This window comes from Rhizobacter sp. P2_D12, assembly GCF_056404395.1.
Genome location: NZ_JBFUEB010000020.1, coordinates 57,200 through 71,161 on the forward strand (window position 1 = coordinate 57,200; position 13,962 = coordinate 71,161).

The following is a 13,962-nucleotide window of genomic DNA, read 5'->3' on the forward strand; positions in this document are numbered from 1 at the left end:
GTGATACTGTGCGGGCGCGACAGATGGAGGCCCCCGCCATGTCCGACACCATCGATCTCGTCCCGTACGACAGCCGCTGGCCGGCGATGTTCAAGGCCGAGCAGCAGGCGATCCGCGCTGCCTTCGGCCCCGCACTCGAAGTCAGCATCGTGCACATCGGCAGCACCGCGGTGCCGGGGCTGGATGCCAAACCCATCATCGACATCCTGCTGATCGCCCCGGTCGCCGCCCAGTGGCCGGCCTTCATCCAGCCCTTGCAAGGCCTCGACTACGTGCACTGGTCCGACAACCCGCGGCGCGACCGCATGTTCTTCGTCAAGGGCATGCCGCCCTATGGCAGCGGGCGCACCCACCACGTGCACGTGCGGTTGCCGGCCGACGCCCAGGCCGAGTTGCGCTTTCGCGACCAGCTGCGTGCCCATCCGGAACTCGCGGCGCAATACCTGGGCGTGAAGCGGGCACTCGCCATGCGCTACCGCAACGACCGCGAGGCCTACACCGAAGGCAAGTCGCGCTTCATCCGCGAGTTGCTCGCCGCGGCCTGCGTCGACGGCGCATGAAATGGCTGCGCTTCCGCGCCGACGGACGCGAGGGCTTCGGCCGACTGGAGGGCGACGCCGTCGTCGTCCATGAAGGCGACCTGTTCGCATCGCCCACCCCCACCGGCGCACGGATCCCGCTCTCCACCCTCGAATGGCTCACGCCCTGCCGGCCGTCCAAGATGGTCGCGCTGTGGAACAACTTCGCCGCCGCGGCCGACAAGAACGGCTGGGCGCGGCCGGCCGAGCCGCTGTACTTCCTCAAGTCGCCCAGCAGCTTCGCGGCGCACCGCCAGGCGATCCCACAGCCGGCGCCCGACATCGGCCGCGTCGCCTACGAAGGCGAACTCGCGATCGTCATCGGCCGCCGCGCCAAGGCCGTCGCGCCCGGCCAGGCCGCGGCACACATCTTCGGCTACACCTGCGCCAACGACGTCACCGCGATGGAGCTGATCACCCGCGACGCGTCGTTCCCGCAATGGGCGCGCGCGAAAAGCTTCGACGGTTTCGGCGTGTTCGGCCCGGTGATCGAGACCGATTTCGACCCGGCTGTCGCGACGCTGCGCACCACCGTCGGCGGGCGCGAGCGCCAGAACTACGCGCTGGCCGACATGTTCTTCAGCCCCACCGAACTGGTGTCGCGCCTGTCGCACGACATGACGCTGGAACCCGGCGACGTCATCCTGTGCGGCACCTCGCTGGGCGTGCTGCCGATGAAGCCCGGCAGCAGCGTCGAGGTCAGCATCGACGGCATCGGCACGTTGGCAAACGTTTACGGCGCGGCTTGAAGCGTCTTCTTCATGAAGAAGCGCGAGAAGCCCGGCGGGTAGCCATCGATCTGGCCGAAGCATGCGTAGCCCAGCTTCTCGTAGAAGCCGCGCGCCTGGAACTCGAAGGTGTCGAGCCACGCCCCGACGCAGCCGCGCGCCAGCGCCTCGGCCTCGGCGCGCTGCATGATCTGCGTGCCCAGGCCCTGGCCGCGCGCGTCGGCCGGCACCACCAGCAGCTGGATGAACAGCCACTGGAAGCCGGTATAGCCCCAGGCGCCGCCGGCGATGCGGCCGGCTTCGTCGTGCACCAGCACCGCCAGCGGGCGGTTGCCGCTCGGGCCGGCCCGGCTGGCGTTGTAGTCGACCAGCGGTGCGAGCACGGCCTGGCGCACGCTCTCGTCCGCGGTGTCGGTGAGGCTCAGCGTGTAGGTCATCGGCCGCTCACAGCATCTTGCGGTACACCCCGAAGCCCGACTTCGTCGCGACCTGGTCGTACAGCCGCATCGCGGTCGTGTTGGTCTCGTGCGTCATCCAGTAGACGCGGCCGGCGCCGCCCGCCGCGGCGCGCTCGTACACGCCCTCGATCAGCGCCCGGCCGACGCCGCGTCCGCGCGCCGACGCACGGGTGAACAGGTCCTGCAGGTAGCAGGTGGGGCCGAGCATCGTCGTGCTGCGGTGGAACAGGTAGTGCGTGAGGCCCAGCAGTTCGCCGGCGTTCTCGGCCACCAGCGCATGCACCGGCTCGTAGGCGTCGAAGAAGCGCGACCAGGTGGCCTGCGTGATCTCGTCGGGCAGCGCGGTCGCGCCCTCGCGGCCGTAGAAGGCGTTGTAGCCGTCCCACAGCGGTTTCCAGGCGGCGAAGTCGCCGCGGGCGATCGGGCGGATGGTGAGGGTGGTGGTCATGGTGAATCGGGGCGGTGTTTGCGCACCAGGCGCACGATCGTGTTCCAGGCGCGGGTGGTGAGCGGCGAGTTCAGCCGCTTCTCCAGGAAGGCGTTCGGGCTGCCGGGCGAGGCGCCGAACTTGCGGCTCAGGCTCATCACCTCGCCCGGCGTGACGGCGATCAGCTCGACGTTGCGATTCGCCGACGCCAGCGGCAGCACCGGTGGCGGTACCTGTGGCGAGTGCAGGAACGAGACGCAGAACTCGTAGACGCTGGCGCGGTCGATGGCGGCGAACGGCTCGGTGTCGACCAGCGCGGCCAGGTAGTCGACGGTGCGCACGAAGGCCGGCTCCTTCAGGCCGCATTGCGCGTTGAGCCGGGCATATGCGCGGTCGAACACCTGCTTCGCCCGATCGACCGACGCCGCCGTGTAGACCAGCGTGCCGTTGGTCAGCAGCGAGGCGGCGCTGTCGGCACCCGCGTCGAGGAAGGCGGCTTCCAGCTGCAGCCTGGTCGGGCAGTTCGGCCGGCCCAGGTTGAGGTTGCGGAAGAAGACGGCGTAGTCCATCAGCCTTTGCGGTCGAGGTTGAACAGCGCGTGCCCGGCCTTCTGCCCGTCGGCGTTGACGGACGTCGGCTTGTCGCTCACGCCGCCCGCCCTTACTTGACGCGGTCGCCGTAGGTCACGGCCGTGACCTTGCCGGCCTGCAGCCGCAGCGTCGTCATGAACTGCCCGTAGCCGGGGTTGTAGGTCCACTCGTCGATCTTCTCGCACGGCAGCACGACGGCGGTGCCGGGTGCGCTGGCGGCCAGCGCCTGCGGATCGACCGGCTTGCAGAACGAGTCGCGGCTGACCGGCTCGCCGCATTTCTGCAGCACGCCGGAGCGCAGCTCGCCGATGCCGACCACGTCGGCCCGGCAGCGCAGCGACTGCGCGGCGGCCGCAGCCGCAACGCCCAGCAGCGCTGCCGCCGCGACCGGGATCCCCAGCAGGGACAAGAACTTCATGGGCATTCCTTTCGTCGTCAGGCCGGCGACGGCGCCAGCTTGCTGCGCTGCTGCGCCAGCGTGTGCGCCAGCAGGCTCGTCACCGCATGCACCGCCTCGATGTTCGGTGCCGGCGTCTGCGTGATCTGCGCCAGTTCGACCACCGAACCCACCAGCGCCTGCAGCTCCAGCGCGCGACCGTGTTCCACGTCCTGCAGCATCGAGGTCTTGTGCGCCCCCACCGCCTCGGCGCCGGCGATGCGCTTGTCCAGCGAGATCTTGAATTCGACGCCGAGCTTCTCGGCGATCGCCTGGGCCTCGGCCATCATGCGCGCCGCCAGCTCGCGCGTGGCCGGGAAGCGGCAGATGTCCTGCAGCGTCGCATGCGTCAGCGCGCTGATCGGGTTGAAGCTGACGTTGCCCCACAGCTTGACCCAGATCTCGCCGCGGATGTCCTTGGACACCGGCGACTTGAAGCCGGCGCGCATCATCGCCTGCGACAGCGCCTCGATGCGCTCGCTGCGCGTGCCGTCGAGTTCGCCGAGCGTGAATCGGTTGCCTTCGATCACCTTCACGACGCCCGGTTCGAGCAGCTCGGACGCCGGGTAGACGATGCTGCCGATGATGCGCTCGGGCTCGATGTGGCTGGCGATGAAGCCGCCCGGGTCGACGCTCTCGAGCGAGCGGCCTTCGTACGGCCCGGCCAGCTTGTGGAAGTACCACCACGGCAGGCCGTTGATCATCGTCACCACCAGCGTGTGCGGGCCGAACAGCGCGCGCAGCCCGGGCAGCACGTCCTTCACCTGGTGCGCCTTCAGCGTCAGCAGCACCACGTCCTGCGGGCCGGCCTCGGCCATGTGCTCCACTGCGCGCACCCGCTGTGCCACCTGGGTGCTGCCATCCTCGCCGATCAGCTTGAAGCCGTTCGCGTTGATCGCCTCCAGGTTGCGGTTGCGCGCGATGAAGGTGACTTCATCCCCGGCCAGCGACAGCCGGGCCCCCAGGTAGCCGCCGATGGCACCGGCACCGACGATCGCGATCTTCAAGCCCGCTCCTTCATGGCACGTCTCCGACAGGTTGGGTCTCCCGCGCGCGCAACCAGCTGCGCAGGCGCTGCACCGCCGGCCACAGCAGAATCACCAGCGCCAGCGCCGTGATGCCGCCGACCAGCGGGTTCGACCAGAAGATCGAGAGTTTGCCCTGAGACGCGAGCATCGACTGCCGGAAGCTCGCCTCGGCCATGTCGCCCAGCACCAGCGCCAGCACCATCGGCGCCAGCGGGTAGCGCAGCTTCTTGAAGACGTAGCCGACGCCGCCGAACACCAGCATCATGACCACGTCGAACATCGAGCTGTGCACCGTGTAGGCGCCGATCGCGCAGATCACGATGATCACCGGCGCGATCACCGAGAACGGGATGCGCAGGATCGCCGCCCACCACGGCACCGTCGTCAGCACCACGATCAGCCCGACCAGGTTGCCCAGGTACATGGACGCGATCAGCCCCCAGACGAAGTCCTTCTGCTCGACGAACAGCATCGGCCCCGGCTGCAGGCCCCAGATCAGCAGGCCGCCCAGCAGCACCGCGGCGGTCGGCGAGCCGGGGATGCCCAGCGTCAGCATCGGCAGCAGCGCCGAGGTGCCGGCCGCGTGCGCCGCGGTCTCGGGCGCGATCACGCCCTGGATCTGGCCCTTGCCGAACGAGTCGGGCTCGGACGACATGCGCCGCGCCATGCCGTAGCTCATGAACGACGCCGGCGTCGCGCCGCCCGGCGTGATGCCCATCCAGCAGCCGATCGCGGTGGAGCGCAGGAAGGTCTTCCAGTGGCGCGCCAGCTCGCCCCAGGTCTGCCACACGACCTTGAAGTTGATCTTCGCGCTCTTGCCCTTGAAGGCCAGCCCCTCCTCCATCGTCAGCAAGATCTCGCCGATGCCGAACAGCCCGATCACCGCGATCAGGAAGTCGAAGCCCTTCAGCAGCTCGGGCACGCCGAAGGTCATGCGCAGCTGGCCGGTGACGGTGTCCATGCCGACCGCCGCGAGCGCGAAGCCGAGCATCATCGACGCGAGCGTCTTGGCCGCCGGCTCCTTGCTGGTGCCGATGAAGCTGCAGAACGTCAGCAGCTGCACCGCGAAGAACTCGGGCGGCCCGAACTTCAGCGCGAACTTCGCGAGCAGCGGCGCGAGGAAGGTGATCAGGATCACCGCGAACAGCGCGCCGACGAAGGACGATGTGAAGGCGGCCGTGAGCGCCTGCGCCGCCCGGCCCTGCTGGGCCATCGGGTAGCCGTCGAAGGTGGTGGCGACCGACCACGGCTCGCCGGGGATGTTGAACAGGATCGACGTGATCGCCCCGCCGAACAGCGCACCCCAGTAGATGCACGACAGCATGATGATGGCCGAGGTCGGGTTCATCGAGAAGGTGAGCGGCAGCAGGATCGCGACGCCGTTGGCACCGCCCAGCCCGGGCAGCACGCCGATCAGCACGCCCAGCGTCAGCCCGATCAGCATGAAGCCGAGGTTGGGCAGCGTGAGGGCCACGCCGAAGCCGTGCATCAGGTTGGTGATTTCGTCCATGCGCGCCTCACAAGCCGAACAGGCGTTCGATCGGACCCTTGGGCAGCGGCACGAGGAACCATTTCTCGAACACCGCGAACAGCAGCAGCGGCACGCCGACGGACACCGCCACCGTCAGCGGCCAGCGGTAGTGGCCGTGGCGCCGCATGAAGAAGCCGATCAGCAGCGCCGACGCGAGGTAGATGCCCAGCCCCCAGATGGCGGCCACGTACACCACCATCGGCAGCAGCACCGCCACCACCGAGCGCAGCTGTGCGCGCTCGGCGAACACCGGGTCGGGCTGCTTCCACTGCAGCAGCTGGCCGAGCACGATGGCCAGGCTCGCGCCCAGCAGCAGCAGCCCGATGTAGAACGGAAAGTAGCCGGCGCGCGGGCCGTCGTCGGCCCAGCCGATGCCCACGCGCAGGCTGTCGCCGATMACGACCAGCGCGATCGCGGCCAGCACGCCGGCCATTCCGAGTTCAGGCCCGCGCTTGCCGACCGGTGCGCCGGTCGATGAAGGATCCGGATCACTCATGGGGAACCCCTTGGTGGGACTTCAGTTGGCCAAAAACCCGGACTGCTTCATCAGCTCGCGGTGCAGCTGCTCGTTCTTGCCCAGCCAGTCGAAGAACTCCGGCCCGCTCATGAAGGTCTGCTTGAACGCGCCCTTGTCCATGAACTCCTTCCACTCGGGCAGCGCGCGCACCTTCTTGAACAGCTCGACGTAGAAGCTCACCTGGTCGGGCGTCGCGCCCGGCGGCATGAAGATGCCGCGCAGCATCAGGTAGTCGACCGGCACGCCGGCGGAGGCGCAGGTCGGGATGTCGTTCCAGCTCTGCGTTGGCGTCAGCTTGGCGGTGTAGGGCAGCTTGTCCTTGTCCATCACGCACAGCGCGCGCAGCTTGCCGGCGCGCCAGTGCGATTCGGCCTCGATAGGGTTGTTGACGGTGGAGTCGACGTGCTTGCCCACCAGCTGCACCGCGACGTCGCCGCCGCCCTTGTACGGGATGTAGGTGAGCTTCTTGCCGGCCGCCTTCTCGAGCATCGCGGTGATGATCTGGTCTTCCTGCTTGGAGCCGGTGCCACCCATCTTGAAGCTGTTGGCCGGCTGCGCCTTGATCGCGTCGACGTACTCCTTCGCGGTCTTGTACGGCGATTCGGCGTTCACCCACAGCACGAACTCGTCCAGCGCCAGCATGGCCACCGGCGTCAGGTCGCGCCAGTTGAACGGCACGCCGGTCGCGAGCGGCGTGGTGTACAGGTTGGACAGCGTGATGACGATCTTGTGCGGCTCGCCCTTCGCGCCCTTCACGTCGAGGAAGCCCTCGGCACCCGCGCCGCCGGCCTTGTTGACGACGATGATCGGCTGCTTCATCAGGTTGTTCTTCGCGACCACGCCCTGGATGAAGCGGGCCATCTGGTCGGCCCCGCCGCCGGTGCCGGCCGGCACCACGAACTCGACCGGTTTGCTGGGCTCCCAGGCCTGCGCCTGGCCCGCCCCGCTCACTGCCCACAGCGCCGTCACGGCCGCCACACACTGCTTGAACTGCTGGTACTTCAACTTCGCCTCCTGTGAAAGTCACTTGACGTCGAAATGAAGAACGGGCCGCTGTGCCGCGTCTGTCGTTCTGCCGGGGTACCGCGGGCGACTGGCAGGATCCGCCCGGGTGAAATGGGGATGCGGCGTCAGCCGAGGCCGAGCTTCTGGGCCAGGCCGATGCGCTGCAGCTTGCCGGTGGCGCCTTTCGGGATCTCGTCCATGAACAGGATCTTCTTCGGCACCTTGAAATCGGCTGCGCGCGTGCCGACGAAGGCCTGCAGGTCGCGCTCGCTGGCCTGCTGGCCGTCGCGCAGCACCACCACCGCGGCGACCTCTTCGCCGAGCTTCGGGTGCGGCATGCCGAAGCACACCACCTGCGCGACCGCCGGGTGGTCCATCAGGATCTCGTCGACCTCGCGCGGGCTGACCTTCTCGCCGCCGCGGTTGATGATCTCCTTGAGCCGCCCGGTCAGGCTGATGTAGCCCTCGGCGTCCATCGTGCCCTGGTCGCCGGTGCGGAACCAGCCGTGGCTGAAGCCTTCGGCATTGGCCTTCGGGTTGTTCTCGTAGCCGCGCGTCACGTTGGCGCCGCGGATCACGATCTCGCCGATGCCGCCGGCCGGCAGCAGCGAGCCGTCCTCGGCCATGATGGCCACCTCGGGGCCGGCGGCGAGGCCGACGCTGCCCGGCTTGCGCGTCGCCGGCGGCAGCGGGTTGGAGGCCATCTGGTGCGTGGCCTCGGTCATGCCGTAGGCCTCGATCAGCGGTGCGCCGAACACCTCCTCGAGTTCGCGGATCACCTGCGGCGGCATCGACGACGACGACGAGCGCAGGAAGCGCAGCGGATGGCGGGCGATCACGTCGGTGTGCTTGCCGGCGCGCATCAGGATGGCCTGGTGCATCGTCGGCACCGCGGTGTACCAGGTCGGCTTCGCCTCGTCCATCCAGTGGAAGAACTTGAGGGTGTGGAAGCCCGGCGTGCAGTACACCTGCGAGCCGGCCGACAGCGGCGCGAGCATGCCGGCGATGAGTCCGTGGATGTGGAACAGCGGCATGATGTTCAGCCCGCGGTCGGCGGGCGTGAACTGCAGCGTCGTGCGGATGTTGGTGGCCGAGGCGCACAGGTTGGACTGCGACAGCGGCACGATCTTGGGGCGCGACGTGGTGCCCGAGGTGTGCAGCACCATCGAGACGTCATCGGGCTGCGCGTAGGTGGGCTGGGCGGTCGAGGCGGGGATGCTGCCGTCGCGCGGCTCGAGCACGAAGCTGCCGGCGGGGGCGCCGTCGGGAACCACCAGGTCGATCACGCGCACGTGCAGCCGGGTGGCCACGTCGATGGCGGGCGAGTGGCTGTCGCGCTCGACGATCAGGGCCTTGGCGTTCAGGTCGGCCAGGTAGAACTCGAACTCGTCGGCACGGTAGGCGGGGTTCAGCGGCGCGCTGGTGACGCCGCTCGCGCAGGCGACGAAGCAGGTGGCCATCTCGGGGCCGTTGTGCAGCACGATCGCGACGCGGTCGTTGCGGCCGATGCCCAGGCCGTTCAGGCGGGCCAGGGTTTCGGCGACCAGCCGGCGCAGCTCGCGGTGGCGCAGCGGCGGGCGGTCGGGGGCGGAGATGGCGACGTCTTCGTCGGCGCCGGTGGCGAGCAAATCCTTCAGGCTGGTCAGCATCTGTGCCTCGCAAGACGGGAACGAGGTCGCACGCCGACGACGCACGTCCTCCCAACATGGTGTGTTTCTACTTGTTGTCGGGCCGAGTGTGCCGCACGGCGCCGATGCCTGCAAGAACGGGAAGCTGCGGATGGTGCCGGCCGGCCCGAAGGCTTGTAGCCCGGATGCCAATCCGGGATTGCTGATGGCGCCTTGAGCCATCCGCCCAACGGGAGTATTGACTCGCCACGGTTGCGCCGACAGTCGCCATCGAGCGCCAGCAGCACGGCCGGAATGCGATGCCCTCGGTGTGGCGGCTGGGCTGACCGTTCTTCCCGAAGACGTCAACGACGACGCCTGGGGGCCGAGGCCAAGGGCCGCTTCGCAAACGCCCGTCTGGTCGTGTCCAGCGTGCTCGCCATGGCCACGGTGAATCGCGGCAACATGGAAGAGGCCGGCCAGGCACTGGTGGCGTCCGGCGGCAAGGATTGGCAGGGCATCACGAGCGTTTCGCGCCTTTCGAATCTCAACGACCGTCACTCTTGACGAAGGAATGTGCATGCTGTCTCCACAATCCCGTCGCATCGACCCCGCGCCCTTCTCGGCCTCGCCATTTTTCCTTGACGCCGCAAATGCTCTGCTTCAATCTCGCGCCCGATTCAGCAAGAGCGCAGTCGCGGTGCGGCGCGGAGTCCGCAGGTGTTGTGGAGAGAACCCATGAGATTGACCGCCCGCGAGCGAGCGCTGCTCGAAGCGCTGCTGCCGCGGCTCGACGCTGCCACCGCCGCCATCGCCTTGCGCCTGCTCGGGTCTGAAATCACCACCGGCCTGGCCGGACCCACCCTGGAGTCGGCCTCCGAGATCCTGCAGGCCCTGCTCGCGCGCCGGCAATCCGCCCATCACTGCGGCACGCAGGTGCATGGCCTCGCGGACCTCATCGATGCGCTGCAATGCCTGCCCGGCGGCACGGGAGTGGTCCGGCACATCCTCGCGACCGCCGACGTCGTCGGCAGCTTCTACCGGCTCGAGGACGAACCGGGTTGCCGCTGGGAGTCCGGCCTGGGCCTGGCGCTGGTCGATGTGGCCACCGAGCCCGCGCCGCTTCACTGATGACGCTTCAGGGCTTGTTCGGCTGCGGCGTCAACCGCAGGTACGGCGTCACCGCTGTGTAGCCCTTCGGGAACTTTTTCTTGATGATCTCCGGGTCCTGCAGCGACGGCACGATCACGACATCGTCGCCATCCTTCCAGTTGCCCGGCGTCGCGACGCTGTGCGAATCGGTCAGCTGCAGCGAGTCGATCACGCGCAGGATCTCGTCGAAGTTGCGCCCGGTGCTCGCCGGGTAGGTGATCGTCAGCCGGATCTTCTTCGCCGGGTCGATCACGAACAGCGACCGCACCGTGGCCGTCGTGCTCGCGTTCGGGTGGATCAGGTCGTACAGCTCGGCCACCTTGCGGTCGGCGTCCGCGAGGATCGGAAAGTTGACCACCGTCTTCTGCGTCGTGTTGATGTCGTGGATCCACTTCGTGTGCGAGTCCACCGGGTCGACGCTCAGCGCGATCGCCTTCACGTTGCGCTTCGTGAACTCGTCCTTCAGCTTGGCGGTCAGGCCCAGCTCGGTGGTGCACACCGGCGTGAAATCGGCCGGGTGCGAGAACAGCACGCCCCAGCTGTCGCCCAGCCACTTGTGGAAGCTGATCGGGCCGTCGGAGGATTGCTGTTCGAAGTCGGGGGCGATGTCGCCCAGTCGCAGGCTCATGGTGATCTCCTGTGGATGAGAGAGAGGGAACGCGATCAGATCACACGGCGAAGGAGAATTCGTGCAGATCGGCACGCTCCGGCCGGCGGAACTGTTCGACGCGGTGGATCAGGAATTCGGTGAGCTTCTTCGCCGACGGCAACGGCCCGAAACCGGCATCGGCATTGATGTGGCCGGCGTCGCCCAGGTTCACGAAACCGCTGCCCCAGGCCTGCGCGAACGCCTCGGCGCGCGAAGCGCTCATCCACGGGTCGGTGTCGCTCGCAAGCAGCGTGGCCGGCACCCGCAACCGCTGCTGCAGCGGCGTGTCCTGCAGGCCGAAGCGGGCCGGCTCGGCCGGCGCCACCAGCAGCGCGGCGCGGATGCCGTGCACCGTGCCTTCGCCGCCCGGCGCGTCGACCGACAGCAGGTGCCGCGCCAGCGCCAGGCAGCCGAAGCTGTGCGCCACCGCCACCCACGGGCTTGGCGGTTCGGCCGCCAGCGTCGCGGCGATGCGCGTGGCCCAGGCGGCCAGGTCGGGGGCATCCCAATCGGCCTGCTCGACGCGCCGCGCACGCTTGAAGTGACCCTGCAGCCAGCTCTGCCAATGCGCCGGGCCGCTGCCGCGCAGGCCGGGGATCACCAGCACGCGCACCGGGCTGCCGTGGAAGGCCATCGTCGGTCCTTTGCAACAGGCTTCGTCAGAGTGTCGCGATCGACACCTCGGTCGACTTGACCAGCGCGATCACGTCCTTGCCGATCGCGAGCTTCAGCTCTTTCACCGAGCGCGTCGTGATCACCGACGTGACGATCAGGCCCGACGGCGTCTCGACGTCGATCTCCGACACCACCGGCCCTTCGATGATCTCCTTGACCTTGCCGCGGAACTGGTTGCGCACGTTGATGGCGGTGATGCTCATGGTGTTCTCGGTGGGATGGAGCGTCGATGATGGGCAGCCCGGCCCTGCGCCGCAACGAAGGAAACCGGATCAGGTCATGCGGAATGCGAATTTGGCGCGGCGCGCCGGGCGCCGCATAGTCCGCAGCCTGTCGACGATGGAGACCGCGATGCCGCATGCCGCCACGCTGGACCTGCGCCACCTGGGCAAGCACTACGAGGTGAAGGGCGAGGCGCTGCCGGTGCTGCAGGACGTCACGCTGACCGTCGCGCCGGGCGAGTTCGTCAGCATCGTCGGCCACAGCGGCTGCGGCAAGTCGACGCTGCTGCGCCTGATCGTCGGGCTGGAAGACCACTACCAGGGCGAGGTGCTGCTCGACGGGCAGCGCGTGGTCGGCACCAGCCTGCAGCGCGGGCTGGTGTTCCAGGAGCACCGCCTGTTCCCGTGGCTCACCGTGGCGCAGAACGTCGGCCTCGGCCTGGTGCAATCCGGGCTGGACGAAGCGCAGCGGCGCGAGGCGGTGCGCGAGCACGTTGCGCTGGTCGGCCTGCAGGGCTTCGAGGACGCCTGGCCGCACCAGCTGTCGGGCGGCATGGCGCAGCGCGTCGCGATCGCGCGGGCGCTGGTCACGCGGCCGCAGGTGCTGCTGCTCGACGAGCCGTTCGGCGCGCTCGATGCGCTGACGCGCGCCCACCTTCAGCAGGAACTGCACCGCATTTGGCGCGCCGAAGGCATCACGATGATCCTCGTCACGCACGACGTCGACGAGGCGGTCTGGCTGGGCGACAAGGTGGTCGTGATGGCGCCGCGCCCGGGGCGCATCCGCCGCATCGTGCCGGTCGAGCTGCCGCACCCGCGCGAGCGCGTCGGGCTTGCGTTCTCGCGCGTCAAGGAAGACGTGCTGGCCGCTTTTGCCCAAGAAAAAAACGCCTCCTCCCGCTAGGAAGAAGGCGTCTGGAGCACCCCGTTGCCGGGGCGCTCGGTTTACTTCCAGTCGGCCGATTGCAGCAGCGGGTCGACCGGCAGGCCGAAGCTGTTGCCCACCTTCTGGCCGACCGTGCCCGGTGCGGCGAGCGGGGCGCTGCCGCATGAGCCGCTGGCCGGCTTGATGATGGCCCACAGCATCGCGCCGTCGCGCGGGTTGCGGTTCGACGCCGTGCTGTTCAGCACCGCGCTCGTGTAGCGCTGCACCGAGTACGGCAGGTTCAGGGTCGCGCCGTACTGGTCCTGCAGGTTGCGCGAGCCTTCGCACTGCGCGTCGGCGTCGTTGATGACCAGCTGGCCGCCGGCCCAACCTTCAGGTGCCGGCTCGAAGCCGATCGACACGATGGTCTTCGACGGGTAGAGGCTGCGGTACTGGTTGTACGCGACCACGCCGTCGAAGTGCTCGTAGCGGGCGTCGTAGCTCATCACGTTCACCAGGTCGAGCATGGCGGCCGTCGCCGGGTACTTCAGCACCACGCCGCGTTCGCGCCCGGCATTGCCGCCCCAGAACGACAGCTTGCCGGCGCAGGCCGGGTCGGCCGTCGTGCCCGAGGTGCAGTCCGCGCCGCTCGACCAGCCGGCCAGCGTCAGCACGCGGCCGCCGCCCGCCAGGTCCACCGCCTTGCGCAGCGCCTTGATCGCGTTGGCATAGCGGTCGACATCGCCGTCGACTTCATAGTCCACGTCCAGGCCGTCGAAGCCCATCTCGGTCTGGATCTTGGCCAGCGCGTTGATGATCGGGCCGCCGCCGGCCGCGCCTTCCGCCGCGATCGGACCCCAGTTGTTGTAGGTCGCCCCACCCACCGCCAGGATGATCTTCTGGTTGCGCTTGTGCAGCACGTCGATCGCGGCCTTGATGTCGCGCGGCGTCGCGTTGAAGTTGATGCCGGTGCCCGAGAAGCTGTTGCTCGCGATGCCGGCCCACGAGAAGTTGGGATCGGCGAACGAGGCCATCACGTGCGTGTAGGTCGCCGGCACGCGCGCCAGCTTGCTGGCGTTGTAGACCTCGGCCGCGCTCTTGCCGGTGGCGTCGAACCAGTTGTCGCTCCAGCTCGGGTAGTAGCCGACGTACACGCGCTTGCTCTGGTTCGCGGAGAGGGCCCCGGCCGGCAGGTCGCCGGCGGGAGCGGGGGCCGGTGCCGGGGCGGGTGCGGGCGAGGGTGCAGGCGCGGGGGCCGGAGCCGGTGCGGGTGACGGGGCCGGTGCCGGCGCAGGTGACGGAGCGCCGTTGCAGCTGCCGGTGGAGGTCCACGGCTGGCCGCTGCCGACCGGGCCGCTGTTGGTGCTCGGGTTGTTGCCCTGGGTCCACCAGTTGGCCTTGTAGTTCACACCATTGACGCTGACGATCGCGCCGCCGTTGTAGGCCTGGGTCGCCGACCACGGCATCGCGCAGGTGCCGGGCGCCGGGGCCGGTG

Annotated in this window: 18 protein-coding genes; 5 read left to right on the forward strand and 13 right to left on the reverse strand. The window is 68.8% G+C overall.

Going from position 1 to position 13,962, the window contains the following annotated elements; all coding sequences use genetic code 11:
- The first annotated feature begins 38 nt into the window (after positions 1-38).
- Positions 39-560 (forward strand): GrpB family protein, encoded by a 522-nt coding sequence (locus tag AC1DYN_RS09415; protein ID WP_477958863.1) that lies wholly within the window; start codon positions 39-41, stop codon positions 558-560.
- Entirely contained in the window at positions 557-1,327 is a 771-nt protein-coding gene (locus AC1DYN_RS09420) for a fumarylacetoacetate hydrolase family protein (RefSeq protein WP_477958864.1), read from the forward strand. Before AC1DYN_RS09415 ends, AC1DYN_RS09420 begins: the two co-directional genes overlap by 4 nt.
- Here AC1DYN_RS09420 and AC1DYN_RS09425 read toward each other — a convergent pair.
- From AC1DYN_RS09425 to AC1DYN_RS09465, 9 genes are all read right to left on the reverse strand, one after another.
- On the reverse strand, positions 1,312-1,743 hold the full coding sequence (locus AC1DYN_RS09425) for a GNAT family N-acetyltransferase (RefSeq protein WP_477958865.1): 432 nt from the start codon (positions 1,741-1,743) through the stop codon (positions 1,312-1,314). The two genes, AC1DYN_RS09420 and AC1DYN_RS09425, sit on opposite strands and share 16 nt — an antisense overlap.
- Before the next feature lie 7 nt (positions 1,744-1,750).
- Positions 1,751-2,212, reverse strand: coding sequence for a GNAT family N-acetyltransferase (locus AC1DYN_RS09430; protein ID WP_477958866.1), 462 nt, complete (start codon positions 2,210-2,212; stop codon positions 1,751-1,753).
- Entirely contained in the window at positions 2,209-2,760 is a 552-nt protein-coding gene (locus AC1DYN_RS09435) for a DUF1697 domain-containing protein (protein ID WP_477958867.1), read from the reverse strand. The genes AC1DYN_RS09430 and AC1DYN_RS09435 overlap by 4 nt, the downstream gene beginning before the upstream one ends.
- Positions 2,761-2,851: 91 nt before the next feature.
- On the reverse strand, positions 2,852-3,199 hold the full coding sequence (locus tag AC1DYN_RS09440; RefSeq protein ID WP_477958868.1) for a DUF2845 domain-containing protein: 348 nt from the start codon (positions 3,197-3,199) through the stop codon (positions 2,852-2,854).
- Positions 3,200-3,216: 17 nt separating this feature from the next.
- Positions 3,217-4,224, reverse strand: coding sequence for a 2-dehydropantoate 2-reductase (locus AC1DYN_RS09445; protein ID WP_477958869.1), 1,008 nt, complete (start codon positions 4,222-4,224; stop codon positions 3,217-3,219).
- A 10-nt stretch (positions 4,225-4,234) separates the two neighbouring features.
- The gene (locus AC1DYN_RS09450; protein ID WP_477958870.1) at positions 4,235-5,755 is read right to left on the reverse strand and encodes a tripartite tricarboxylate transporter permease; all 1,521 of its coding nucleotides are present in this window, start codon (positions 5,753-5,755) and stop codon (positions 4,235-4,237) included.
- A 7-nt stretch (positions 5,756-5,762) separates the two neighbouring features.
- Positions 5,763-6,272 (reverse strand): tripartite tricarboxylate transporter TctB family protein, encoded by a 510-nt coding sequence (locus AC1DYN_RS09455; RefSeq protein ID WP_477958871.1) that lies wholly within the window; start codon positions 6,270-6,272, stop codon positions 5,763-5,765.
- 21 nt (positions 6,273-6,293) lie between these two features.
- The gene (locus AC1DYN_RS09460) at positions 6,294-7,298 is read right to left on the reverse strand and encodes a Bug family tripartite tricarboxylate transporter substrate binding protein (RefSeq protein ID WP_477958872.1); all 1,005 of its coding nucleotides are present in this window, start codon (positions 7,296-7,298) and stop codon (positions 6,294-6,296) included.
- Between the two features lie 125 nt (positions 7,299-7,423).
- A complete protein-coding gene (locus tag AC1DYN_RS09465) occupies positions 7,424-8,947 on the reverse strand; it encodes an acyl--CoA ligase (protein ID WP_477958873.1) in 1,524 nt (507 codons plus the stop codon).
- Positions 8,948-9,328: 381 nt separating this feature from the next.
- Between AC1DYN_RS09465 and AC1DYN_RS09470 the strand changes: the two genes are divergently transcribed.
- Together AC1DYN_RS09470 and AC1DYN_RS09475 are read left to right on the forward strand one after the other, a co-directional pair.
- The gene (locus tag AC1DYN_RS09470; protein WP_477958874.1) at positions 9,329-9,472 is read left to right on the forward strand and encodes a hypothetical protein; all 144 of its coding nucleotides are present in this window, start codon (positions 9,329-9,331) and stop codon (positions 9,470-9,472) included.
- 171 nt (positions 9,473-9,643) lie between these two features.
- The gene (locus tag AC1DYN_RS09475; protein ID WP_477958875.1) at positions 9,644-10,036 is read left to right on the forward strand and encodes a hypothetical protein; all 393 of its coding nucleotides are present in this window, start codon (positions 9,644-9,646) and stop codon (positions 10,034-10,036) included.
- 7 nt (positions 10,037-10,043) lie between these two features.
- Here the strand turns inward: AC1DYN_RS09475 and AC1DYN_RS09480 are convergent, their stop codons facing one another.
- The 3 genes from AC1DYN_RS09480 to AC1DYN_RS09490 are packed head-to-tail and all read right to left on the reverse strand — an operon-like array spanning position 10,044 to position 11,584.
- Positions 10,044-10,685: a peroxiredoxin gene (locus AC1DYN_RS09480; RefSeq protein ID WP_477958876.1), complete on the reverse strand. Its 642-nt coding sequence runs from the start codon at positions 10,683-10,685 to the stop codon at positions 10,044-10,046.
- A gap of 40 nt (positions 10,686-10,725) precedes the next feature.
- The gene (locus AC1DYN_RS09485; protein WP_477958877.1) at positions 10,726-11,340 is read right to left on the reverse strand and encodes an RBBP9/YdeN family alpha/beta hydrolase; all 615 of its coding nucleotides are present in this window, start codon (positions 11,338-11,340) and stop codon (positions 10,726-10,728) included.
- A 25-nt stretch (positions 11,341-11,365) separates the two neighbouring features.
- Positions 11,366-11,584: a TOBE domain-containing protein gene (locus tag AC1DYN_RS09490; RefSeq protein ID WP_477958878.1), complete on the reverse strand. Its 219-nt coding sequence runs from the start codon at positions 11,582-11,584 to the stop codon at positions 11,366-11,368.
- 148 nt (positions 11,585-11,732) lie between these two features.
- On the opposite strand from AC1DYN_RS09490, the gene AC1DYN_RS09495 reads away from it, so the two are divergent.
- Entirely contained in the window at positions 11,733-12,506 is a 774-nt protein-coding gene (locus AC1DYN_RS09495; protein ID WP_477958879.1) for an ABC transporter ATP-binding protein, read from the forward strand.
- 41 nt (positions 12,507-12,547) lie between these two features.
- Here the strand turns inward: AC1DYN_RS09495 and AC1DYN_RS09500 are convergent.
- On the reverse strand, positions 12,548-13,962 hold a 1,415-nt coding region (locus tag AC1DYN_RS09500), incomplete at its 5' end, for a glycosyl hydrolase family 18 protein (RefSeq protein ID WP_477958880.1).